The sequence below is a fragment of the Streptomyces sp. CNH287 genome (genome assembly GCF_000424825.1).
The window spans coordinates 191,290-214,079 of record NZ_KE384253.1 but is presented as its reverse complement, the minus strand read 5'-3'; the positions used below and the strand labels follow the sequence as shown (position 1 = coordinate 214,079).

The 22,790-nt window shown below is 72.8% G+C and carries 20 protein-coding genes; 13 read left to right on the top strand and 7 right to left on the bottom strand.

Features of this window, described 5'->3' with window-relative positions; all coding sequences use genetic code 11:
• The first annotated feature begins 11 nt into the window (after window positions 1-11).
• Complete coding sequence (locus H299_RS0130425) at window positions 12-917, top strand: alpha/beta hydrolase (protein WP_051262991.1); 906 nt, start codon at window positions 12-14, stop codon at window positions 915-917.
• Window positions 918-973: 56 nt separating this feature from the next.
• Here the strand turns inward: H299_RS0130425 and H299_RS37065 are convergent, their stop codons facing one another.
• Entirely contained in the window at window positions 974-1,570 is a 597-nt protein-coding gene (locus tag H299_RS37065; protein WP_051263022.1) for a TetR family transcriptional regulator C-terminal domain-containing protein, read from the bottom strand.
• Window positions 1,571-1,696: 126 nt separating this feature from the next.
• Window positions 1,697-2,857 carry a tRNA 2-thiouridine(34) synthase MnmA gene (gene mnmA, locus H299_RS0130415; protein WP_051262990.1) on the bottom strand — a complete coding sequence of 387 codons (1,161 nt, stop codon included), beginning with the start codon at window positions 2,855-2,857 and terminating at the stop codon, window positions 1,697-1,699.
• 161 nt (window positions 2,858-3,018) lie between these two features.
• On the opposite strand from mnmA, the gene H299_RS0130410 reads away from it, so the two are divergent.
• Entirely contained in the window at window positions 3,019-3,711 is a 693-nt protein-coding gene (locus tag H299_RS0130410; protein WP_037761462.1) for a peptidoglycan recognition protein family protein, read from the top strand.
• A 68-nt stretch (window positions 3,712-3,779) separates the two neighbouring features.
• Here H299_RS0130410 and H299_RS0130405 read toward each other — a convergent pair whose 3' ends face one another.
• On the bottom strand, window positions 3,780-4,958 hold the full coding sequence (locus H299_RS0130405) for a cysteine desulfurase family protein (protein ID WP_027751518.1): 1,179 nt from the start codon (window positions 4,956-4,958) through the stop codon (window positions 3,780-3,782).
• Window positions 4,959-5,093: 135 nt separating this feature from the next.
• Between H299_RS0130405 and H299_RS0130400 the strand changes: the two genes are divergently transcribed.
• Complete coding sequence (locus H299_RS0130400) at window positions 5,094-6,269, top strand: hypothetical protein (protein WP_027751517.1); 1,176 nt, start codon at window positions 5,094-5,096, stop codon at window positions 6,267-6,269.
• 23 nt (window positions 6,270-6,292) lie between these two features.
• Here the strand turns inward: H299_RS0130400 and H299_RS0130395 are convergent, their stop codons facing one another.
• Both H299_RS0130395 and H299_RS0130390 read right to left on the bottom strand, forming a co-directional pair.
• On the bottom strand, window positions 6,293-6,496 hold the full coding sequence (locus tag H299_RS0130395) for a hypothetical protein (RefSeq protein WP_027751516.1): 204 nt from the start codon (window positions 6,494-6,496) through the stop codon (window positions 6,293-6,295).
• Between the two features lie 73 nt (window positions 6,497-6,569).
• The gene (locus H299_RS0130390; RefSeq protein ID WP_027751515.1) at window positions 6,570-7,046 is read right to left on the bottom strand and encodes a Dps family protein; all 477 of its coding nucleotides are present in this window, start codon (window positions 7,044-7,046) and stop codon (window positions 6,570-6,572) included.
• A 385-nt stretch (window positions 7,047-7,431) separates the two neighbouring features.
• On the opposite strand from H299_RS0130390, the gene H299_RS0130385 reads away from it, so the two are divergent.
• Window positions 7,432-9,066 carry a glycine/sarcosine N-methyltransferase gene (locus H299_RS0130385; RefSeq protein WP_486587494.1) on the top strand — a complete coding sequence of 545 codons (1,635 nt, stop codon included), beginning with the start codon at window positions 7,432-7,434 and terminating at the stop codon, window positions 9,064-9,066.
• Window positions 9,067-9,252: 186 nt separating this feature from the next.
• Here H299_RS0130385 and H299_RS37060 read toward each other — a convergent pair whose 3' ends face one another.
• Entirely contained in the window at window positions 9,253-11,214 is a 1,962-nt protein-coding gene (locus tag H299_RS37060; RefSeq protein ID WP_078513163.1) for an NAD-binding protein, read from the bottom strand.
• A gap of 19 nt (window positions 11,215-11,233) precedes the next feature.
• On the opposite strand from H299_RS37060, the gene H299_RS0130375 reads away from it, so the two are divergent.
• Together H299_RS0130375 and H299_RS0130370 are read left to right on the top strand one after the other, a co-directional pair.
• On the top strand, window positions 11,234-11,758 hold the full coding sequence (locus H299_RS0130375; protein ID WP_027751513.1) for an LOG family protein: 525 nt from the start codon (window positions 11,234-11,236) through the stop codon (window positions 11,756-11,758).
• Between the two features lie 50 nt (window positions 11,759-11,808).
• Window positions 11,809-12,507, top strand: coding sequence for an SDR family oxidoreductase (locus H299_RS0130370; RefSeq protein ID WP_027751512.1), 699 nt, complete (start codon window positions 11,809-11,811; stop codon window positions 12,505-12,507).
• Window positions 12,508-12,536: 29 nt separating this feature from the next.
• On the opposite strand, the gene H299_RS0130365 is transcribed toward H299_RS0130370, so the two are convergent.
• Window positions 12,537-12,773: a hypothetical protein gene (locus tag H299_RS0130365; protein WP_027751511.1), complete on the bottom strand. Its 237-nt coding sequence runs from the start codon at window positions 12,771-12,773 to the stop codon at window positions 12,537-12,539.
• A gap of 108 nt (window positions 12,774-12,881) precedes the next feature.
• Between H299_RS0130365 and H299_RS0130360 the strand changes: the two genes are divergently transcribed.
• The 7 genes from H299_RS0130360 to gatB all read left to right on the top strand — a co-directional run bounded on the left by H299_RS0130360 (window position 12,882) and on the right by gatB (window position 22,641).
• Complete coding sequence (locus tag H299_RS0130360; RefSeq protein ID WP_027751510.1) at window positions 12,882-13,904, top strand: methionine synthase; 1,023 nt, start codon at window positions 12,882-12,884, stop codon at window positions 13,902-13,904.
• A gap of 40 nt (window positions 13,905-13,944) precedes the next feature.
• Window positions 13,945-16,131 carry an NAD-dependent DNA ligase LigA gene (ligA, locus tag H299_RS0130355; protein WP_027751509.1) on the top strand — a complete coding sequence of 729 codons (2,187 nt, stop codon included), beginning with the start codon at window positions 13,945-13,947 and terminating at the stop codon, window positions 16,129-16,131.
• Window positions 16,132-16,482: 351 nt separating this feature from the next.
• Window positions 16,483-18,720, top strand: coding sequence for a putative bifunctional diguanylate cyclase/phosphodiesterase (locus H299_RS37055; RefSeq protein WP_486587493.1), 2,238 nt, complete (start codon window positions 16,483-16,485; stop codon window positions 18,718-18,720).
• A gap of 332 nt (window positions 18,721-19,052) precedes the next feature.
• Window positions 19,053-19,349: an Asp-tRNA(Asn)/Glu-tRNA(Gln) amidotransferase subunit GatC gene (gene gatC / locus H299_RS0130345; RefSeq protein ID WP_027751508.1), complete on the top strand. Its 297-nt coding sequence runs from the start codon at window positions 19,053-19,055 to the stop codon at window positions 19,347-19,349.
• 5 nt (window positions 19,350-19,354) lie between these two features.
• Window positions 19,355-20,875 (top strand): Asp-tRNA(Asn)/Glu-tRNA(Gln) amidotransferase subunit GatA, encoded by a 1,521-nt coding sequence (gene gatA / locus H299_RS0130340; protein WP_106965897.1) that lies wholly within the window; start codon window positions 19,355-19,357, stop codon window positions 20,873-20,875.
• Window positions 20,872-21,117 carry a hypothetical protein gene (locus tag H299_RS0130335; protein ID WP_027751506.1) on the top strand — a complete coding sequence of 82 codons (246 nt, stop codon included), beginning with the start codon at window positions 20,872-20,874 and terminating at the stop codon, window positions 21,115-21,117. The genes gatA and H299_RS0130335 overlap by 4 nt, the downstream gene beginning before the upstream one ends.
• A gap of 15 nt (window positions 21,118-21,132) precedes the next feature.
• Window positions 21,133-22,641 carry an Asp-tRNA(Asn)/Glu-tRNA(Gln) amidotransferase subunit GatB gene (gatB, locus tag H299_RS0130330; RefSeq protein ID WP_027751505.1) on the top strand — a complete coding sequence of 503 codons (1,509 nt, stop codon included), beginning with the start codon at window positions 21,133-21,135 and terminating at the stop codon, window positions 22,639-22,641.
• Window positions 22,642-22,790: the final 149 nt, after the last annotated feature.

The window sequence follows — 22,790 nt, the reverse complement described above, 5'->3', positions numbered from 1 at the left end:
GAGAAACCACGATGTACACCGGCAGGACCCTCGTCCGCATCGCGCTCAACGGCACCTCGGTGCTCTCCCCCCGGCTGGCCGGCTACGCGGCCTTCCGCTTCTTCCGGCTGCCGTTCGCCCGCAGCGCACCGCGCCCCGCCGAGCGGCTGGTGACGGCCGAGGCGGCAAAGGAGCGGCTCCGGCTGGGCGACCGGGAGGTGGTGATCTACCGCTGGGGGAACGGGGAGAGGCCGGTACTGCTCGTGCACGGCTGGCGCTCACGTGGCTCCCGGTTCGCCGCGTTCGTGCCCGGTCTGCTCGCCGCGGGCTACAGCCCCCTCGCCTTCGACGCCCCCGGCCACGGCGACTCCACCGGCGACACCACCACGGTCCTGGACTACCGGGAGATCATCGGGCGGCTGCACGCGCGGTACGGGGACTTCGAGGCGATCGTGGCCCACTCGATGGGCGTCCTGGGCAGCTTCCTCGCGCTGCGCTCCGGCGTGCACGCCAAGCGCGTGGTCGCCATCAGCGCCGTCGCCGAGTTCCGCTTCCTGGCCGACGCGTTCTGCGCGATCCTGGGCCTGGGCCCCCGGGTCGGCACGGAGCTGCGGCGCCGGATCGAGACCCGGCTCTTCCCCGGTGAGACGGACATCTGGACGGAGTTCTCGGCGGGGTACCGGCCCGAGGACACCCAAGCACAGGTGCTGCTCATCCACGACGCCGACGACGACATGGCGCACATCGGCCAGTCCCACCTCATCCTCCGGGCCTACGGCGAGACCCGCGCCCGCATGCTCACCACCCGCGGGCACGGGCACCGGCGCATCCTGGGCGCGTCCGAAGTCGTCGACGCGGCGCTGGAGTTCCTGCGCGCCGATCCGGACCGGCACGGGAGGGTGCCGTCGCGGGAGCGCGGGGCCACGGCCCCGAGCTGACGTACGCGGCGCCCGGCGCCGTACGGGGCGGCGCCGGTCCGGCCCGCTCGGCCGTCTCAGCCGGCCGCGGGCGGGGCCAGCAGCTCCGGGTCCGTGGCGCAGCCGCGCAGCCGCGCCGTGACGGCCGTGCGGGCCCGGTCGTAGGAGCGGGAGTCTTCGTGCAGGACGGAGTCCGCGTTGGCCGTCTCCAGGAAGGCGAGGAGCTCGAAGGTCAGCTGGGACACGTCGGTCTCCGGCCGGATCTCGCCCACCCGCACCGCGTCGCCGACGGTCTGCTCGATGTAGGCGATCCAGTTCCCGCGGGCGGTGGCGATCGCGTCCCGCACCGGGCCCTGGCGGGCGCCGAACTCGGCCGAGACGGAGTAGAAGAAGCAGCCGCCGGGGAAGACGCGCTCCGCCGAGTAGCGCAGCCAGCTCTCCGCCAGCGTCAGCACCCGGCGGACGCCGGGCGGTTCGCTTTCGGCGGGCGGCACCACGTGGTCGATGTAGATCCGGGTCGCCGCCCGGATCGTCGCGAGCTGAAGCTCCTCCTTGGAACCGAAGAGCGCGAAGACACCGCTCTTGCTCAGCTCCAGCTCACCCGCCAGCCGCCCCAGCGACAGGCCCCCCAGCCCCTCCACCGAGGCGATGTCGACCGTCCTGCGCAGGATCAGCCGCCGTGTCTGGTTGCCGCGCTCGACGCGGCCGTCCGCCTTGCGTACCGGCCCGCCTCCGTGTGGCCTGCCGCCGGACGGCTCGGTGCCCGGACCGCCGCTCACCTCAGCCGCCGACGGCACGTCTCACGCTCCGGTGGGGGACGGGAGGGGCCGGGCCCGCTCCGTCGTCGCGATCGTCGCCGAGCCGACCACGCGGGTGCCGTCGTACAGCACGATCGCCTGCCCGGGCGCCACCCCCCGCACCGGCTCGCGGAACCGCACCCGCAGTTCGCCGCCGTCCGGCTCCGCGGTCACCTCGCTCTCCGAGCCGTGCGCGCGGAGCTGCGCCGTGTAGCGGCCGGGCGCGGCGGGCGCCGTACCGCACCAGCGCGGGCGGATGGCGGTGAGGGCGCTGACGTCCAGGGACTCCACGGGGCCGACGGTGACCGTGTTGTCCACCGGGGAGATGTCCAGTACGTAGCGCGGCTTGCCGTCCGGCGCAGGGTGCCCGATGCGCAGGCCCTTGCGCTGGCCGATGGTGAAGCCGTGCGCCCCCTCGTGCGTGCCCACACTGGCCCCCGACTCGTCCAGGATCTCACCCGGCTCCCGGCCGAGGCGGTCGGCGAGGAAGCCCTGGGTGTCGCCGTCCGCGATGAAGCAGATGTCGTGGCTGTCCGGCTTGCGGGCCACCGCCAGGCCGCGCCGCTCGGCCTCGGCGCGGATCTCGTCCTTGGTGGTGAGGGTGTCGCCGAGTGGGAACATCGCGTGCGCCAGCTGCCGCTGGTCGAGCACCCCGAGCACGTAGCTCTGGTCCTTGGCGGCGTCGCTCGCCCGGTGCAGCTCGCGGGCGCCGTCGGCCCCCCGTACGACCGTGGCGTAGTGGCCCGTGCACACCGCGTCGAAGCCCAGGGCCAGGGCCTTGTCCAGCAGCGCCGCGAACTTGATCTTCTCGTTGCAGCGCAGGCAGGGATTGGGCGTACGCCCCGCCTCGTACTCTGCGACGAAATCCTCCACGACGTCCTCGCGGAAGCGCTCGGCCAGGTCCCACACGTAGAAGGGGATGCCGATCACGTCGGCCGCGCGGCGGGCGTCGTGCGAGTCCTCCACCGTGCAGCAGCCGCGCGCGCCCGTACGGAAGGACTTCGGGTTGGCGGAGAGCGCGAGGTGCACCCCCGTCACGTCGTGCCCCGCGGCGACGGCGCGGGCGGCGGCGACGGCGGAGTCGACGCCGCCGGACATGGCGGCGAGGACGCGGAGGCGGGCGGTGGGCGCGGGCGGCGGCACGGCGGCGGAGGTGGCATCCATAACCCCTCCAGAGTACGGGGCCGCCGCGGGTTCCCCCGGGCGGCCGGGGGACGGGGAACCGGCGGGTGCGCCGTGCGCGTTGTCCCGTCGCCGGGCCGGAGATCATCGCGGCGCCTCCGGGCGCCCGGCGCCCGCAGCCGCGCACAGCCGACGGGAGACACGTGGGGGACGAGGAGCAGCCGGAGCGGGAGCCGGCGCCGGAGCGCCGCGTCGTCGGCAGACGGGCGCTGCTGATCGGCGGTGGCAGCGCCGCCGCGCTCGCCGGCGCCGGATACGCGGCGCGGGACGAGCTGTCGCGCTGGTGGTGGCGCCTCCCGGGGAACGACAAGCCGCGTACGCCCGGCGCGGTCGACTACCGCACCGCCCGGTGGGTCGCCGCCGACGGGGCGAACTGGCGGCGGGCCGACCGCCCGGCCGACTTCGCCGTGGACCGGATCGTCATCCATGTCGTGCAGGGCACCTACGCGGTCGCCCTCAAGGTCTTCCGGGACCCGGCGCACGGCGCGGCGGCCCACTACGTGGTGCGTACGCGCGACGGCCAGGTCGCGCAGACCGTACGCGAGTTGGACGTCGCCTACCACGCGGGCAACCGCGACTACAACCAGCGCAGCATCGGCATCGAGCACGAGGGCTTCGTGGACCGGCCGCAGGACTTCACCCGCGGCATGTACGCGGCCTCGGCCCGGCTCGCGGCGGACATCTGCGCGCGCTACGACTTCCCCGCCGACCGCGAGCACATCATCGGCCACCACGAGGTGCCCGGCGCGGACCACACCGACCCGGGGCCGCACTGGGACTGGGACGGCTACCTGCGCCTCGTCCGGCGCGAACTGGCCCGCCGGGAGGGCTCCTGACCCAGCCCGGTCCGGCCCCGTCAGCTCAACGGGTCAGCCCGTCACGCCGGCCCGTCACGTCAGCCCCGTCACGTCAGCCCCGCCGACCGCGCCCGCTCCACCGCCGGGCCGATGGCCTCCGCCAGCGCCCGCACCTCGGCTTGCGTGGAGGTGTGCCCGAGCGAGAAGCGCAGGGTGCCGCGCGCCAGGTCCCGGTCGGCGCCGGCGGCCAGCAGCACGTGGCTGGGCTGCGCCACCCCGGCCGTACACGCCGACCCGGTCGAGCACTCGATGCCCTGGGCGTCCAGCAGCAGCAGCAGCGAGTCGCCCTCGCAGCCGGGGAAGGAGAAGTGCGCGTTGCCGGGCAGCCGCCCCGCCGGGTCCGGGTCGCCGTTGAGGACCGCGTCGGGCACGGCCTCGCGTACCGACGCGACCAGGGCGTCCCGCAGTCCGCCGATGTCCTCGGCGAACCGGTCCCGCCCCTTCCCGGCCAGTTCGACGGCGGTCGCGAACGCGGCGATGGCGGGGACGTCCAGCGTGCCCGACCGCACGTCCCGCTCCTGGCCGCCGCCGTGCAGCAGCGCCACCGGCGTGTGCTCGCGCTCCAGCAGCAGCGCGCCCACGCCGTACGGTCCGCCGATCTTGTGGCTGGTCAGGGTGAGCGCGGCGAGGCCGGAGGCGGCGAAGTCGACCGGCACCTGCCCGACCGCCTGCACCGCGTCGGCGTGCATGGGGACACCGAACTCGGCAGCGACAGCGGCCAGTTCGGGCACCGGCAGCACCGTGCCGATCTCGTTGTTCGCCCACATCACGGTGACCAGCGCCACGCTTGCGGGGTCCCGCTCGAGCGCCGCGCGCAGCGCGTCAGGGTGCACCCGCCCGTAGGAGTCGACCGGGAGCCATTCGACGGCGGCGCCCTCGTGGTCGGCGAGCCAGTGCACCGCGTCGAGCACGGCGTGGTGCTCGACGGGGCTGGCCAGCACCCGGGTACGGGCGGGGTCGGCGGCCCGGCGGGACCAGTAGAGGCCCTTGACCGCCAGGTTGTCGGACTCGGTGCCGCCGCTGGTGAAGACCACCTCGCTGGGACGGGCGCCGAGGGCCGCCGCGAGGGACTCGCGCGCCTCCTCGACGGTGCGGCGCGCCCGCCGGCCCGCGCCGTGCAGCGAGGAGGCGTTGCCGGTGACCGCGAGGTGGGCGGTCATCGTGCGCACCGCCTCGGGAAGCATGGGCGTGGTGGCGGCGTGATCGAAGTAGGCGGAATCAGCCATGGTGCCTCCGATTCTACGAGCCGCCCGGGGGGCGCATGACGGGGCGCGTCGTCGCGCGCCCCGCAGGCCGGTGTGCGGCGCCCCTTGCTAGGGTCGCCCAGCCGGTCGACCGGCCCGGGGGAGAGGAAGTTTCCGGTGGGGGTGGAGCGGGTGGCGGCGGGGCGGGTGCGGGTGCTCGGTACGGGTGCGCGGGTCACGGGCGGGATCTTCTGTCTCTTCTTCACGCTGCACACCTGGGCATGGGTGGTCTACGACATCTCCGAGCAGGGGCTCGGCGTTGTCTGGGATCTGTGGACGGGCGTCGCGCCGGGGGCATCGCTGGAGAGCATGCCCGCCACCACGGCCGCTGATGTCGGCCTGGGACTGCTCCAGCTCACCGCGGCGTTCGCCGCCTTCACCGGCGCGTGTTCGGCGGGCGGGCTGCTGGCGGTGACCTGTGCGCTGACCTTCGCCTACCGGCTGCCGGTGGTCTGGTTCACCGCGCAGCACGAGGAGTCCTCCCCGTGGTACGCGGTCCAGGGCTTCTTCCACGACACCTCGACGGACGTGGCGCTCCTCACCTGCGGCTGGGTGGTGCTCTTCACGCTGCCGCTCGCGGCCGTGCTGCTGACGGGCACCCGGGTCTGGCCGCCGGTCCCGCCTCCGTACGCGCCCGCGACCGCCCCACCGTACGGGGCGCCCGCGCCGCCGCTGCCCGTCGAGCCGCCGCGCCGTCCCACGACGGCCGGAGCCGTCGCCATCACGCTGAGTCTGGGGCTCATGGCGGTCTTCGGCATCGGCTGGAACCTCTACACACTGGCGGAGGGCGGTGCCGGCTCCTGGCGCCGCTCCTTCCTGGGCGAGCACCGGGTCTACCAGCTGCTGGACCTCGCGCCCGCCTGGCGCTGGACGGCGCTGGCAGTGGTCGGCACCGTCGGCGCGCTGCTGGCCGTGCGGCGAGGGGTCGCGGCGCGGGGCTTCGGGCTGGGTGCCGTGGTGGCGGTGCTGCCCGAGGCCGTCGCCGCGCTGTGGGGCTTCCTGGAGACCGGGCGGCTCTTGGACCTGGGCGGGAGCGCGCAGGTGGTGGGGTTCTTCAGCCGCCTCGAGGTGGCGCTGATGCTGGTCTGCGGACTCGCCGTGATCCTCCTCAGCTTCCGGCTGGGCGTCCCGGCCCTCCCGCCGGAGGCCGCGGTGGAGCGGTCCACGCCGCCGGCCCTGCACGTGACGCTGGACCCGTACGAACCGCGGCCGCGGCCGTATCAGCCACCGCACTTCCCGGCGCAGCAGCAGTATCCGCCGCCACCGCCGCCGGAGGGGCCGTCCCGCCGGTGAGGCACAGCGCCACCCGGTGAGGCTCAGCGCCACACGTCCGGGCCGCCGCCGCGCCACTCGATCAGCGCGGGGTCGTCCAGCTGGATGTGCTCGGGGTCCAGGCCCGCCCGGCGCAGGAACTCGCGCACGTCCGCCGCGCTCCGGGCGAGCCCGAGGACCTGAGCGTGCGCGGTCACGCGCCGTTCACCGGAGTGCGACGGCGGGTGGACGACTATCGGAGGGGTCATCTTTCCAGGGTGCGCCTGGTGGCACCGACGCGCACCCCGGGCCCCCGCACGGGGACCCGGGGCCGGTCTCCCGTCAGCTGACGTTCTCCGCCTGGAACATCCAGTGCTCCTTCTCGAGTTCGCCGATGAGCTGGATGAAGATGTCCTCGGTCACCGGGTCGACCTTGCCCACCGCCGCCATGCGTTCGCGGGCCTTGCCGATCGACGACGACAGGGCCGCGACCATGGTGCCGACGGCCACGGTGTCCTGGAGCCAGCCGTCCTTGACCTTGCCGATGGCACTGCCGGAGGCGACGGTCGAGGACCGCCCGTCGGGGCTGATGCCCAGGGCGGAGGCGCGCTCCGCGACGGTGTCCGAGAACTGCCGGGCGAGGGTGACGACTTCGTCCAGCTGGAGATGGATGGAACGGAAGCGCGGCCCCACGATGTTCCAGTGGATCTGCTTGGCCGCCAAGGAGAGGTCCACCAGGTCGATCAGCTCTCCCTGGAGTGCCTCACCGACGATCTTGAGATCCTGATCGGGGAGTGTGCTCTTCACCGCGTACGACACGATCGGACCACTTTCTCTCGGGTGCGTCTTTTCCGCGCTCCCACGGTAACGCCGGGTTCCCGGCGGCGCCTGCCGTGGAATCCGTGGCACTGCGTGCCGTACGGCCGTCCGACGATCTCCGCCTGTTCCTCATGAATTGAGAGGGAATGTCGCTCTGCGTGTGCAGAAAAATTCTGGAAGCCGAATGCGCTGGTCGAGAGCGCCTGAGGCGTCGAATGGCCGGTGGGGCCGCAGGGGCGGTGGCATAAATCCCGCCCGGGCTGGACAGTGATGCCCGTGGAGCCCCGCGCGTGGTTCCCCCCAATTCTCCGCAGCGTCGGGGTCGCCGCGCGTCGCGGAGGCCGCCGACTCGACAACCGGAGGTTTCGTCATTTCAGCGCGACCAGTGCAGGAATTCGGAGACAACCCGGTAGAAGTCCGGGAAACGGGCCACTACACCGAAGAATATGTGCCGAGCTTCGTGGAGAAGTGGGACTCGCTCATCGACTGGGAGAAGAGGAGCCAGAGCGAGGGAAACTTCTTCATCGACCTGCTGCGCAAGCGGGGCGTGCGGAGTGTGCTCGATGTCGCGACCGGCACCGGGTTCCACTCGGTGCAGCTGCTGGAAGCGGGATTCGAGACGGTGAGCGCCGACGGCAGCGCCGAGATGCTGGCGCAGGCGTTCGAGAACGGGGTCAAGTACGGGGACCACATCCTGCGCGTCGTCCAGGCCGACTGGCGCTGGCTGAATCGCGACGTGCACGGCGAGTACGACGCCATCGTGTGTCTCGGCAATTCCTTCACGCACCTCTTCTCGGAGCGTGACAGACGGAAGGCACTGGCCGAGTTCTACGCCATGCTGAAGCACGACGGAGTCCTCATCCTGGACCAGCGGAACTACGACGCGATCCTCGATCGCGGGTTCTCCAGCAAGCACACCTACTACTACTGCGGTGAGGATGTCGCAGTGGAACCGGAATACATGGACGAGGGGTTGTGCCGCATGCGGTACAATTTCCCCGACGATTCCGTGTACCACCTCAACATGTTTCCGCTGCGTAAAGACTACACGCGTCGGCTCATGTCCGAAGTCGGATTCCAGCGGGTCGAGACCTACGGCGACTTCCAGCACACCTACCGGGAAGAGCAGCCCGACTTCTTCGTCCATGTGGCGGAGAAGTCGTACGTCATGGACGAGGGCGAGGGCGGGCACTCGGCGGCGGTCTCCACGGCCCGCAGCTACTACAACTCCTCGGACGCCGACACCTTCTACAGCTCGGTGTGGGGCGGCGAGGACATCCACATCGGCCTGTACGAGCGGCCGGACGAGCCCATCGCCGACGCCAGCCGCCGCACCGTCGAGCGGATGGCCTCGAAGCTCGCGCTGACCGAGCGCTCCATCGTCCTGGACCTCGGCTCCGGCTACGGCGGCTCCGCCCGCCACCTGGCCGAGACGTACGGCTGCCGGGTGCTCGCGGTCAACCTCAGCGAGGTGGAGAACGAACGGCACCGCACGCTCAACGCCGCGCGCGGCCTCACCGGAGCCATCGAGGTCGTCGACGGCTCGTTCGAGGCCGTGCCCTACCCCGACGACAGCGTCGACGTCGTCTGGTCCCAGGACGCCTTCCTGCACAGCGGCGACCGGCACCGGGTGCTGGAGGAGGTGGCGCGGGTGCTGCGGCCGGGCGGTGAGCTGATATTCACCGACCCGATGGCCGCCGACGGCTGCCCCAGCGACGTGCTCCGGCCGATCCTCGACCGCATCCACCTCGACGACATGGGCTCACCCGACTTCTACCGCCGCCAGCTGGCCCGGCTCGGTTTCACCGACGCGGCCGACGGCGGCTTCGAGGAGCACCGCGAGCAGCTCGCCCGGCACTACGGGCGGGTGCTGGAGGAGACCGAGCGGCAGGAGGCCGAAGGGCTGGCCGACCGGGTCAGCGCCGACTACCTCACCCGCATGAAGAAGGGCCTGCGCGACTGGGTGCACGGCGGCCGGGAGCAGCACCTGACGTGGGGAATCTTCCACTTCGTGCGCTAGGTCTTTCGTTTGGGTCAGGCTGGGTCAGGGAGCGGGATCCGGTGTGTGCGGCTGCAAGGCGGAGGAGCGAGTCACTGCGGAGCGTCGGCGACCGACGACAACGCCGCAGACGCGCACCGGACCCCGCGAGCCCAGCATGACCCAAACGAGAGGCCCGGGGCCCGCCGCGCCTCGGCCGGCCCGCCCTCACCCGGCGTCCGGGGGTGGCGGCGGGCCCGGGACCCGGTGCGGCCCCGTGCCCGGTATCGGCGACGGCGCGGGGCCCCCCGCCAGCAGTGTGCCGAGCCCGCGCCGCGTGGCGGCGACCACCACCCGGTCACCCCGCCGCAGCACGTACCCCGGGTGCAGCCCCCACGCCAGCTCACCGGCGGGTTCCGCGTCGGGCGACGACAGCGAGGAGAGGTCCGCCCGCCGCTCGTCCGGCTGCGCCACGTCCAGCGCGAGCACCCGCCAGGTGCCCCGCCGGAAGGCCTCGGCCACCGTGCGCCCCTCCAGCAGCGGATTGCCGCGCACCTCGACGGCCGCGAAGACGAGCACCCGGCGGCCGACCGGGATGGCACCGAGCACCTGACGCCCCATCATCGCGCCCGCGAACGCGGGGGCCGCCAGCGCCGAGACGGACCGGCTGCGGGTCTGGGCCAGCGGGTAGGTGTCGCGGAGCGTGCGGTAGACGGTGGTGGCGAACTCGTCGTCGAACAGCCGCATGACGACCCGCAGCTCGGGCTTCACCTGGCGGGCGTACAGAGCCGCCTCCAGATTGGTGCCGTCGTCGCTGGTGAGGGCCAGCAGCGCCCGGCTCCGTTTGATCTTCGCCGCCTCCAGCACGCCGTTCTCGGTGACGTCCGCGATCAGCGTCGGAACCCGGCGGGAGCGGGCGAAGGCGATGCCCCGCGCCTCGTCGTCGCGTTCGATGCACACCACGGGGATGCCCAGCTCCAGCAGCCGGTCCAGCACCCGGGTGCCCACCTTGCCCAGGCCCAGCAGCACCACATGACCGGCCAGGCCGCGCGGCGGATCGGTCAGCGAGGCCGCCTTGCGGAACGCGCCGTAACTCTCCAGCACCACCGCGAGCAGCAGCGGAAGCATCATCAGCCCGGCCATCCCGGCCAGGAGTTGGAGGATCTGCTCGTCCCGCGGTTCCGCCACCTTGGGGTCGTTGATGGCGAAGAAGTCGAGCAGCACGATGTACGCCGCGTGCATCAAAGTCCCGCCGCTCATCCACCAGTTGGCCGCCCCCAGCGCGGCCACCACGGCGCCCATCGCGGCCAGCGAGTAGCGCAGCCGCCGCGAGAACAGCTCCTTGAGCGGCTGGAACGGCAGCAGCCTGGGCAGCCGCCGCCCGGCCGCGCCCGGGCGCTCGCGCCGGGTGATCGCCTCCAGCACCACGGCGCCGCGCCGTGCCGGAAGGCCGGCCAACTCGGCCTCACCGGGCAGCAGTACGGGCCCGCCCTCCTCCTCGGAGTCCTCGTCCGTATCGCCCTCGCCGGGCCCGCCCCGGCCCGCCGTCGCATCCGGCAGCAGCGCCAGCGTGCACAGCGGACGCCGACCGCCGGCCTGCCCGCTGATCGCGCCGAGGCTGCGCTCCTTGGCCCGCAGCAGCAGCCCGTCGGCGGCCACGATCTTGTCGCTGCCGACGACGGCGGCGGCCACCAGCGAGGGCGCGGCCGTGTCCGAGTCGGACAGGACGCTGGTGGAGGCGTCTATCTCCGACGGGTCCAGGTCGGGGTAGTTGACCTCGACCGCCCGGTCCAGCAGGTCCTCCAGGTAGCTGCCCAGCGTGCGGTTGAACATCCGGATCACCAGCCGCAGCCGCGGGTTGATCCGGCGGGCCCGCAGCGCGATGTGGATGTTGAGCTGGTCGTCGCCGGAGGTGAGCGCGAGCGCCGCGGCGTGCTCGACGCCCGCTGCGCGCAGCGCCGCGTCGTGGGGGACCTGCGCCTCCACGACCTGGACGCGCAGCTGAGGCGCACCCACCAGGGCGGCGATCTGCGGACCGTGGTCGCCGCCGCGCAACGACGGCAGCACCACGGTGACGTGCTGCCCGTACACCGAGGACAGCTCCTTGGTGAGCCGCTGCGCCAGCGCGTTGTCGCCGCAGATCACCATGTGGGGATGCCGGCCACGAGGAGCGCCTACCCTGCTGTTCATGGCCAACACGGACACCCCCCTGCGCATCTGTGTCTTCTGCTCCGCAGCCGAACTGGACGACGTGTACACGGCGGCTGCCCGCGAGTTCGCCGAGCTTATCGGCAAGCGCGGGCACGCCCTGGTCTGGGGCGGCTCCGACGTCGGCCTCATGAAGGTCATGGCGGACGGCGTGCAGGGCGCGGGCGGACGCCTGATCGGCGTCTCCGTGCAGTTCCTCCAGCACAAGGCCCGCCCGGACGCCGACGAGATGATCGTCGCGGCCAACCTCGCCGAGCGCAAGGCCCTGCTCCTGGAGCACGCGGACGCGGTCGTCGTCCTGGTCGGCGGCACCGGCACGCTGGACGAGGCGACCGACATCCTGGAGCTGAAGAAGCACGGCATGCACCGCAAGCCGGTCGTCGTGCTGAACACGGCGGGCTTCTACGACGGGCTGCGGCAGCAGATGCTGCGGATGGAGGAGGAACGCTTCCTGCCGCTGCCGCTGAGCGAGCTGGTCGTCTTCGCGGACGACGCCGCGGAGGCGATCACCGCCCTGGGCGCGTGAGCGGGCGGCCGGTGGCCAGGCGGGTGCCCGGGGTGCGGCACGATGGAGCCATGGCTGCACCGAGAACACACCTGATCACCGGCGCCGGTTCCGGCATCGGCGCCACCGTGGCGCGGCGCTTGCTGGAGCGCGGCGACCAGCTGTGGCTCCTGGCGCGCGACGCGGGCCGTGGCAAGGAGCTGCGCGAGGAGTTCCCCGGCGCCCGAACGGTCGTCGGTGATCTCGCCGAGCCCGAGCGGCTCTCCTGGGCGCTGAGCCACCAGGAGCTGCCCGGGCGGCTGGACTCCCTCCAGCACATCGCCGGCGTGGTGGACCTGGGAGCGGTCGGCGAACTCACCCCGAAGGTCTGGAACGCCACCCTGGCGGCGAACCTCGTCGCGCCCGCGGAGCTGACCCGGCTGCTGCTGCCGCAGCTGCGCTCCGCGCGCGGGCACGTCGTCTTCGTCAACTCCGGTGCCGGGCTGCGCGCCGGCGCGGAGTGGGGCGCGTACGCCGCCAGCAAGCACGGGCTCAAGGCGCTGGCGGACGCGCTGCGCGCCGAGGAGGGCGCGGGCGGCCTTCGCGTCACCTCCGTCTACCCCGGCCGTACGGCCACCCCGATGCAGGCGAAGGTGCACCAGCAGGAGGGTAAGGAGTACGATCCCGACCGCTGGATCACCCCCGAGTCGGTGGCGACGGCGCTGCTGACCGCGCTGGACCTGCCGCGCGGGGCCGAGGTGACGGACCTGACCGTCCGGCCGGGCGGCTGAGGGCCGGGCCCCCGCAGAGGCGCGCTGCCTCAGGGGCGTCCCGGGTGGATGTCGCACAGGTCCTCGGCGTCGAGCAGTCCGCCTTCCCGGTGGATGCGGTCGCCTTCCTCACTCAGGCACTGCTGGTAGTCGTCCTGCCGGGTGTCCTCCGCCTCTCCCCGCGAGTTCATCACCGCCACGGAGAGGGTGCAGACCGCCGCGACCACCGTGCACAGGAGTGCCGCGGCCTGGCGGGCGGGCGAGACGCTGTGCTCGTTCCGGTTCATGTCAGTTTCCCCCGATTCTGACCATGGACGTGGTACGGCCAGGGACGTGCGCTGCGCCCGGCACGGTTCCCGTACGGGGGCGCGTCCGTACGCCCGTAGGCTTGCCGGGTGACGGACAAGGACAGGTTCAGCTGGGGTACGGCCGCCGCGACGGGCATCGGGTCGATGCCGGGCACGGACGCGCGCGAGGCCGCGAAGACGATCACCGGGTCGCTTTCGGCCCTGCCGCATCTGGCGGAGCTGCCCGGCCGCGGGCCCGGCGCGGACATGGTCGGACGCACGGCCGGGATGCTGGCCGAGCTGTACGTCCAGCTGGAGCCCAGCGGCTGGCGGCTGAGTGACCGGCCCGGCCGGGACACCCGCCGCGCCCGCGCCTGGCTGGGCGAGGACCTGGACGCGCTGGAGGAGTTCACCCAGGGGTACCAGGGCGCGCTGAAGGTCTCCGCCGTCGGCCCGTGGACGCTGGCCGCCGCGCTCCAGCGGCGCGGCGGCGAGGCCATGCTCGGCGACGCGGGCGCCTGCCGGGACCTGACCGCGTCGCTGGCGGAGGGCCTGCGCGCGCACCTCGCGGAGCTGCGGCGCCGGGTGCCCGGGGCGGTGCCGGTGCTCCAGCTGGACGAGCCGTCGCTGACCGCCGTACTGCGCGGCACGGTGCGCACCGCCAGCGGCTACCGCACCTACGGCGCGGTGGACCGGGCCGTGGTGGAGGGGGCGTTCCGCGAGCTGCTCGCCGTCCACGACGGGCCGGTCGTGGTGCATTCGTGCGCCCCCGAGGTCCCGTTCGCACTGCTGCGGCGGGCCGGCGTCACAGGGATCTCGTTCGATTTCGGGCTGCTCACCGAGAGTGAGGACGAGTTGATCGGGGAAGCGGTCGAGGGCGGCCTCGCGCTGTTCGCCGGTGTCCTCCCCGGGACGGGCGGTGCATCCGGCGCGTTGTCAGACCCGGCCGGTAGCGTCATGGGTGTCAGGTCGTTGTGGCGCAGGCTGGGGCTGTCACCGGCGCTCCTCGCGGAGTCGGTGGTGATTGCCCCCGCGTGCGGGCTGGCGGGCGCCTCGCCCGCCTACGCCCGCGCCGCGCTCGCCCACTGCGTCCGGGCCGCGAGGTCCCTCGCTGACAACCCTGAGTACTGATGATCTCCGGTTCACCCCGGACCCCAGGGAGGACGAGACGGTGGCTGGCGAACAGCACACGGATGTGCCCGCGGAGAAGCGCGAGCAGCACGCTCAGCTCGCGGAGGAGATCGAGGAGCACCGCTTCCGGTACTACGTCAAGGACGCGCCGGTCGTCAGCGACGCCGAGTTCGACCGCCTGCTGCGGGCGCTGGAGGCGCTCGAGGAGGAGTACGCCGCGCTGCGTACTCCCGACTCGCCCACCCAGAAGGTGGCGGGGCAGTACGAGACGGAGTTCACCGAGGTCGCCCACCGCGACCGGATGCTCTCGCTGGACAACGCCTTCGACGACGCGGAGCTGGAGACCTGGGGCGACCGGATCGCCCGCGAGCTGGAGGGGGTGGAGGAGCACCACTTCCTGTGCGAGCTGAAGATCGACGGCCTCGCGGTCAACCTCACCTACGAGCACGGGCGCCTCACCCGCGCGGCGACGCGCGGGGACGGGCGTACGGGCGAGGACATCACGCCCAACGTCCGCACCATCGCGGACATCCCGGAGCGCCTGACGGGCGAGCGGATTCCGGCACTGGTCGAGGTGCGGGGCGAGGTCTTCTTCCCCATGGAACGCTTCGAGGAGCTGAACGCGCGGCTGGTGGAGGCCGAGGAGAAACCGTTTGCCAACCCGCGTAACGCGGCGGCCGGCTCGCTGCGCCAGAAGGACCCGCGGGTCACCGCGACGCGCCCGCTGCGCATGGTGGTGCACGGCATCGGCGCACGCGAGGGCCTGGACCTCGACCGGCTCTCGCACGCCTACGAACTGCTGGGCGAGTGGGGCCTGCCCACCTCCCCGTACGTCCGGGTGGTCGACGGGCTCGCCGGAGTGCGGGAGTTCATCGCCTACTACGGCGAGAACCGGCACTCCGTCGCCCACGAGATCGACGGCGTCGTCGTCAAGCTCGACGAGATCCCGCTCCAGGGCAGACTCGGCTCCACCTCCCGGGCGCCGCGCTGGGCAATCGCCTGGAAGTTCCCGCCCGAGGAGGTCAACACCAAGCTGACCGACATCCGCGTCGGCGTCGGCCGCACCGGGCGCGTCACGCCGTACGCGGTGGTGGAGCCCGTGACGGTCGCGGGCTCCGAGGTCGAGTTCGCCACCCTGCACAACCAGGAGGTGGTCAAGTCCAAGGGCGTCCTGATCGGGGACACGGTGGTGCTCCGGAAGGCGGGTGACGTCATCCCGGAGATCCTCGGTCCCGTCGCGGACCTGCGGGACGGCAGCGAGCGGGAGTTCGCGATGCCCGCCGAGTGCCCGGACTGCGGCACGGCGCTGCGCCCGATGAAGGAGGGCGACATCGACCTGCGCTGCCCCAACGCCCGGTTCTGCCCGGCGCAGTTGCGCGAGCGCGTCTACTACCTGGCCGGCCGCAAGTGCCTGGACATCGAGCACTTCGGGTACGTGGCGGCGGCGGCGCTCACGCAGCCCCTGGAGCCCGCCGAGCCGCCGCTCAAGGACGAGAGCGGCCTCTTCGAGCTGACGCTGGAGCAGCTGCTGCCCATCCGCTCCTACGTGCTGGACCAGGACAGCGGTCTGCCCAAGCGCGACCCGGAGACGGGGGAGAAGAAGATCGTCACCTTCTTCGCCAACAAGGAGGGCGAGCCCAAGAAGAACACCCTGGCCCTGCTGGAGCACATCCAGGCGGCCAAGCGGCGCCCGCTGGCCCGCATCCTCACCGGGCTGTCGATCCGTCACGTGGGTCCGGTCGCGGCGGAAGCACTGGCGCGGGAGTTCCGTTCGCTGGACCGCATCGCGGAGGCGGACGAGGCGGAGCTGGCCGCGGCCGACGGCGTGGGGCCGACGATCGCGGCGTCGCTCAAGGCGTGGTTCGCCGAGGACTGGCACCGCGAGATCGTCGAGCGCTGGCGGGCGGCCGGGGTCCGGATGGAGGACGAGCGGCCGGAGGGCGAGGCCGGTCCGCGCCCGCTGGAGGGCCTGACCGTCGTGGTGACCGGGACTCTCCAGTCGCACACGCGGGACGGGGCAAAGGAGGCACTGCAGAATTTGGGAGCGAAAGTGACCGGGTCAGTTTCGAAGAAGACCGGATTTGTCGTTGTGGGTGACAATCCTGGCTCGAAATATGACAAGGCCGTGCAACACAAGGTGCCAATTCTGGACGACGGCGGTTTCGCCGTGCTCCTGACGGAAGGTCCGGAGGCCGCACGCGAGGCGGCGCTCGCGCCACCCGAATAGCTCCGCGCCTCCCCGAACGGCCCTGGTCCGCCCGGTTCTGACGGGCCGGGACCCGTTCCGGGGGGCCACCGGCGGCCGGGAGACGGCCCCTCGGCGCGGCGCGGGGAGCGCGCGCGACACCCGTACGGCGCATAGCAGATGACCGGTGAAGGCCAGATCGCATTGAGGCAACCACGGCCGATCGCTGCCCAGCAGGCAATCCCCGGCCTACTGTTGAAGTGTGAGCCTGTCGTGGCGGCGTCAGGTGCGGACGTGGTGAGAGGGACGGGCATGCAGGAACCCCGCGGTGCTGACGCTGCATTCTCCCCGGGGACGCCGCAGTCGTCAGCGGCTTCCCCACGGGCCGGAACGGTGAACGGAGCCGTCTCCCGGGCCGCGCCGCAGCGGCAGCGGGGCACCGGCCGCCCACCCGACGGCGGCAGGTCCGAGGACCGGCCGCCGGCCGGCTGGGGCCGGGCCGGGCTCCAGCGGCTGGCGTCGTTCCGGGTGCCCGGCCTGCCCGCGGCGATCGCCGCCGCGGCCACCCTCGCCCTCGCCACCGTGGCCTACCGCGTCCTGGGCGAGCAGCGCGCGCTCTTCCCCGACGGCGCGGCCGGCTGGTCCTTCGCCATCCTGACCGGCGTCATCGTCGGCCACCTGGTGGCGCTGGGCCCGGACCGCTGGTGGAGCGGCACCGGTTCCGGCGCCGCGCTCACCCTGGCCATCCTGCTGCTCTACGGCTGGATGGCGGCCGTGCTCGTCTCGCTCGCCGTCGTCTTACTCGTGGGTGCCGCGCGGCGGCACCGCTGGCGGCAGGCGCTGCTCCACTGCGCCATCGACATCGCGGGCATCGGCGGCTCGGCCCTGACCCTGCTCGCCTTCGGCACCCGCGCCTCGGTCGAGAGCCCCTGGGACCCCGCCTCCTGGGGCCTCTCCGCGCTCCCCGAGATCGTGGTCGCCGCCTGCTCCTACCTGCTGCTCACCCGCGCCCTGCTCTGGTACGCCTTCCCGGGCCGCAGCGCCCCGCTGAGCACCGTCGCCCGCACCGCCCTGGTACGGCAGGCGCTGGTCGCCGTCGCGCTGCTGGGCATCTCCCCGCTGATCGTGGTGGTCGCGGTCGACACCCCGCTGCTGCTGCCGCTCTTCGCGGTGCCGCTGATCGCCCTCGACTCCACCTTGTGGATGGCGCGGGCCCGCGCCGAGGAGGCGTTGCGCGACCCGCTCACCGGGCTGCCCAACCGGCTCTGGCTGATGGAGCGGGCCTGGGCGGCGCTGGAGGAGGCGGACCGCGCCGGGGAGCGTTCCGCGCTGCTCCTGATCGATCTGGACCGCTTCCGGTCGGTGAACGACACGCTGGGCCATCTCGCGGGCGACCGCCTGCTGCTGCAGATAGCGGACCGGCTCCGGGACGTGCTGCCGCGCGGAGCCGAGGCGGCCCGGCTGGGCGGCGACGAGTTCGCGGTGCTGCTGCCGGTCACCGGCTCGACCACGAGCGCGCAGCGCGTCGCCCGGAGCCTGGTCGCCGCTCTCGGCTCCCCGCTGGACCTGGACGGCCTGACCCTGGTCCTGGAGGCGAGCGCGGGCGTCGCCGTCTTCCCCGACCACGCGGCCGAGGCGGAGGGCCTGCTCCAGCGGGCGGACGTCGCGATGTACGAGGCCAAGCGCGACCGCACGGGCGTGGAGGTCTACGAGGCGGCGCGGGACAGCAACACCCCCGACCGGCTCGGCCTGCTGGCCGATCTGCGCCGCGCGCTGGACGCGGGCGAGGTGGAGCTGCACTACCAGCCCAAGGTCGGCTTCGACGGCCGGGTCGCCGGCCTGGAGGCCCTGGTGCGCTGGGCGCACCCGGAGCGGGGCAAGGTGCCGCCCGACGAGTTCATCGCCATCGCCGAGACCTCCGGCCTGATGCCCCGGCTGACGGAGTACGTGCTGGAGACCGCCCTCGCCCAGGTCGCACGCTGGCGGGCCGAGGGACTGACCGTGCCGGTCGCCGTCAACGTCTCGCCCCGCGACGTGCACTCTCCCGGGTTCGCCGGATCGGTCGCCGCCCGACTTGCCCGGCACGGCGTGCCGCCGGGCGCGCTGCAACTGGAGATCACCGAGCACGTACTGCTGGAGGACCCGCAGCGGGCCGCGGACACCCTGGCGGGTCTGACCGGCCACGGCGTGAAGATGTCCCTCGACGACTTCGGCACCGGCTACTCCTCGCTCGTGCACCTGCGGCGGCTGCCGGTGAGCGAACTGAAGATCGACCGCTCCTTCGTCGCCCGCCTCGCGGTCGACGCGGAGGACGCGGAGATCGTCCGCTGCACCCTCGACCTCGCGCACTCGCTGGGGCTGCTGGTGGTGGCCGAGGGAGTGGAGGACGACGAGACCTGGGAGCGGCTGCGGGACCTGGGCTGCGACGCGGTGCAGGGCTGGCTGGTCGCGGCGGCGATGCCGCCCGCGGAGGCCACCGCCTGGCTCCGCTCCCGGGTCGCCGGCCGCTCCCCGGCGCCGCCCGCGGCGCAGCTGCCCGCCCCGCCGGCCGCTCCCCGGCCTGGACCGCCGGACGCGGTGCCGCCGGTCCCGGCCCCCACCGAGGAGGGCGCGGACCAGCCGGTCACCTAGTCTCTGTCGTCAAAATGACGGCGTCCGGCCGGACGCCGCACAGCAGGCGACATTTTGACGACAGAGACTAGACCCACCGGTCTGCACGGGCGGGGCAGGCCGCGGGGCCGCTCATCGGGGCCGGGCGCGGAGCCCGGCGGAGCGCCCCGGCGGAATCCGTTTCGCGGGCGGGGGCGGCGGCCCCATAGGATTGGGCCGGATTCCCGAAGGACTTCAGGGGAACCCGGAGGACCGCAGAGGCTCCGAGACCCCGAAGCCCCGAGGAAAGACCGCCCCTGAAGCACGAAGCCCGAAGAACCGCCCTTACTCACCCATTCACCCATGAGGATCGCATGCCTGGCATCACGCGCGAGGAGGTCGCCCACCTCGCACGGCTGGCGCGTCTGGAGCTGAAGGACGAAGAGCTGGATCACTTCGCCGGTCAGCTCGACGACATCATCGGCGCGGTCGCAGCCGTGTCCGATGTCGCCGACGAGGACGTACCGCCGACCTCCCATCCGCTGCCGCTGACCAACGTCATGCGCCCGGACGAGGTCCGACCGAGCCTGACCCCCCAGCAGGCGCTCTCCGGCGCCCCGGCCCAGGAGCAGCAGCGTTTCAAGGTGCCGCAGATCCTGGGGGAGGAGTGACCGCCATGAGTGAACCGATCGACCTGACCAGCCCGTCCGGCCTGACCAGACTGACCGCCGCCCGGATCGCGGCCGGGATCGCCGCCGGCGAGGTGACCGCGGTGGCGGTGACCGAGGCGCACCTGGCCCGGATCGAGGCCGTCGACGAGAAGGTGCACGCCTTCCTGCACGTGGACCGCGAGGGAGCCCTCGCCCAGGCCCGTGCGGTGGACGAGCAGCGGGCGCGCGGCGAGGAGCTGGGCCCGCTGGCCGGAGTGCCGCTCGCGCTGAAGGACATCTTCACCACCGAGGGCGTGCCGACCACGGTCGGCTCCAAGATCCTCGAGGGCTGGATTCCGCCGTACGACGCGACGGTGACCAAGCGGCTCAAGGAGGCGGGCGTCGTCGTGCTGGGCAAGACCAACATGGACGAGTTCGCCATGGGGTCCTCCACCGAGAACAGCGCGTACGGCCCGACGGGCAACCCCTGGGACCTCACCCGCATCCCCGGCGGCTCCGGCGGCGGCTCCTCCGCCGCGCTGGCCGCCTACGAGGCGCCGCTGGCCATCGGCACCGACACCGGCGGCTCCATCCGCCAGCCCGCCGCCATGACCGCCACGGTGGGCGTCAAGCCGACGTACGGCGGCGTCTCCCGGTACGGCATGGTCGCCTTCTCCTCCTCCCTCGACCAGGGCGGCCCCTGCGCCCGTACGGTGCTGGACGCGGCGCTGCTGCACTCCGTCATCGCCGGGCACGACCCGCTGGACTCCACCTCCATCGACCAGCCGGTGCCGGACGTGGTCGCCGCCGCGCGCCGGGGGGACGTGCGGGGCCTGCGGGTCGGTGTGGTCAGGGAGTTCCGCGGCGAGGGCTACCAGGCCGGGGTCATGCAGCGGTTCGACGAGTCGGTCGCCCTGCTCCGGGAGCTGGGCGCGGAGGTCGTCGAGGTCTCCTGTCCCTCCTTCACCAAGGCGCTGGCCGCGTACTACCTGATCGCCCCGAGCGAGTGCTCCTCCAACCTCGCCCGCTTCGACGCCATGCGCTACGGCCTGCGCGTCGGCGACGACGGCACCCGCGGCGCGGAGGAGGTCACCGCCCTCACCCGCGAGGCGGGCTTCGGTGACGAGGTGAAGCGGCGCGTCATGCTCGGCACCTACGCGCTCAGCTCCGGCTACTACGACGCGTACTACGGCTCCGCGCAGAAGGTGCGGACGCTCATCACGCGGGACTTCGAGAAGGCGTTCGAGGACGTGGACGTGCTGGTCTCGCCGACCACGCCCACCACGGCCTTCCCGATCGGGGAGCGGGCCGACGACCCGATGGCGATGTATCTCGCCGACCTGTGCACCATCCCGTCCAACCTGGCGGGCAACGCCGCCATGTCGCTGCCCTGCGGCCTGGCTCCGGAGGACGGGCTGCCGGTGGGGCTCCAGATCGTCGCCCCCGCCATGGCCGATGACCGGCTCTACCGTGTCGGTGCGGCTCTCGAGGCCGCCCTCCAGGCACGTTGGGGCCATCCGCTGCTCGAGGAGGCACCGTCACTATGAGTGGAAAGCTGCAAAAGGCCAAGGGTTTCAAGAAGTCCAAGACCGGCATGTACGTGTCCATCGCCACCTCGCTCTTCGGGGTCGTGGGCACCGTCAAGCGCGCGAAGCGCGCCCGGGAGGAGGGCGACACGCTCCAGCTGCTGGACGTGGCCGTCTCAGCCGCCGGGATCGTCACGGGCGTCGCCCTGCTCGTACGAGAGATCCGGCGCCTGGACACGGACGATGTCCTCGCGGACGACTGAGAGGCAAGATTTTCCGTGACCGTCACTGAACTGGCGTCGTACGAGAACGCGCTCGACGCCTACGACCCCGTCATGGGCCTCGAGGTCCACGTCGAACTGGGCACCAGGACCAAGATGTTCTGCGGCTGCGCGACCGGCCTGGGCGCCGACGCGAACAGCCAGACCTGCCCCACCTGCCTCGGCCTGCCCGGCTCGCTGCCCGTCGTCAACGCGACGGGCGTCGAGTCGGCCATCCGGATCGGCCTCGCGCTCAACTGCGAGATCGCCCAGTGGTGCCGCTTCGCGCGGAAGAACTACTTCTACCCGGACATGCCGAAGAACTTCCAGACCTCGCAGTACGACGAGCCGATCGCGTTCGAGGGCTATCTCGACGTGCAGCTTGAGGACGGCGAGGTCTTCCGGGTCGAGATCGAGCGGGCCCACATGGAGGAGGACACCGGCAAGTCCACCCACATCGGCGGTGCGACCGGCCGTATCCACGGTGCCTCGCACTCGCTGCTGGACTACAACCGGGCGGGCATCCCGCTGATCGAGATCGTCACCAAGCCCATCGAGGGCGCGGGCGCGCGGGCGCCCGAGGTCGCCAAGGCGTACGTCGCCGAGCTGCGCGAACTCATCCGCGCCCTCGGCGTCTCCGAGGCCCGGATGGAGATGGGCCAGCTGCGCTGCGACGTGAACCTCTCGCTGCGTCCGCACGGCACCGCCACCTTCGGCACCCGCTCGGAGACCAAGAACGTCAACTCGCTGCGCTCGGTCGAGCGCGCCGCCCGCTTCGAGATCCAGCGGCACGCCGCCGTGCTCGACGGCGGTGGCACGATCGTCCAGGAGACCCGCCACTTCCACGAGGAGGACGGTTCCACCACCTCGGGCCGGATCAAGGAGGAGGCGGAGGACTACCGCTATTTCCCCGAGCCCGACCTGGTGCCCGTCGCCCCTTCCCGCGAGTGGGTGGAGCAGCTCCGGGCCACGCTGCCCGAGCTGCCGCGCCTGCGCCGCAACCGGCTGCGCGAGGAGTGGGGCATCTCGGAGCACGAGATGCAGTCCGCGCTCAACGCGGGCGCGGTCGGCCTGATCGTCGCCACGATCGACGCGGGCGCCCCGGCCGACCAGGCCCGCAAGTGGTGGATGGGTGAGCTGGCCCGCCGGGCCAACGAGGACGGCGTCGAACTGGCCGACCTGCCCATCACGGCGGCGCAGGTCGCCCGGCTCGCCGAGCTGGTCAGCGAGGGTTCGCTGAACGACAAGCTGGCCCGGCAGACCATCGAGGGCGTCCTGGCCGGGGAGGGCACCCCGGACGAGGTGGTCGACAAGCGCGGCCTCAAGGTCGTCTCGGACGAGGGCGCGCTCGGCACAGCCGTCGACGAGGCCATCGAGGGCAACCCCGCCATCGCCGACAAGATCCGCGGCGGCAAGGTCGCCGCGGCGGGCGCCCTGGTCGGCGCGGTCATGAAGGCCACCCGCGGCCAGGCGGACGCGGGGCGCGTTCGGGAGTTGATTCTGGAGCGGCTCGCTCCCGGCGAATGACGGGGGAATGACCGGGAGCTGCTCCCCAGCCGCGTGAAGGGCGGTCCGCCGGACGGCGGACCGCCCTTCGGCGTGCGGGCCGTGCCGCGACGGCGACGGCCGCCCGGGGTATGAGGATGCGATCGTGTGAGGAAACGCACGAAATGCCC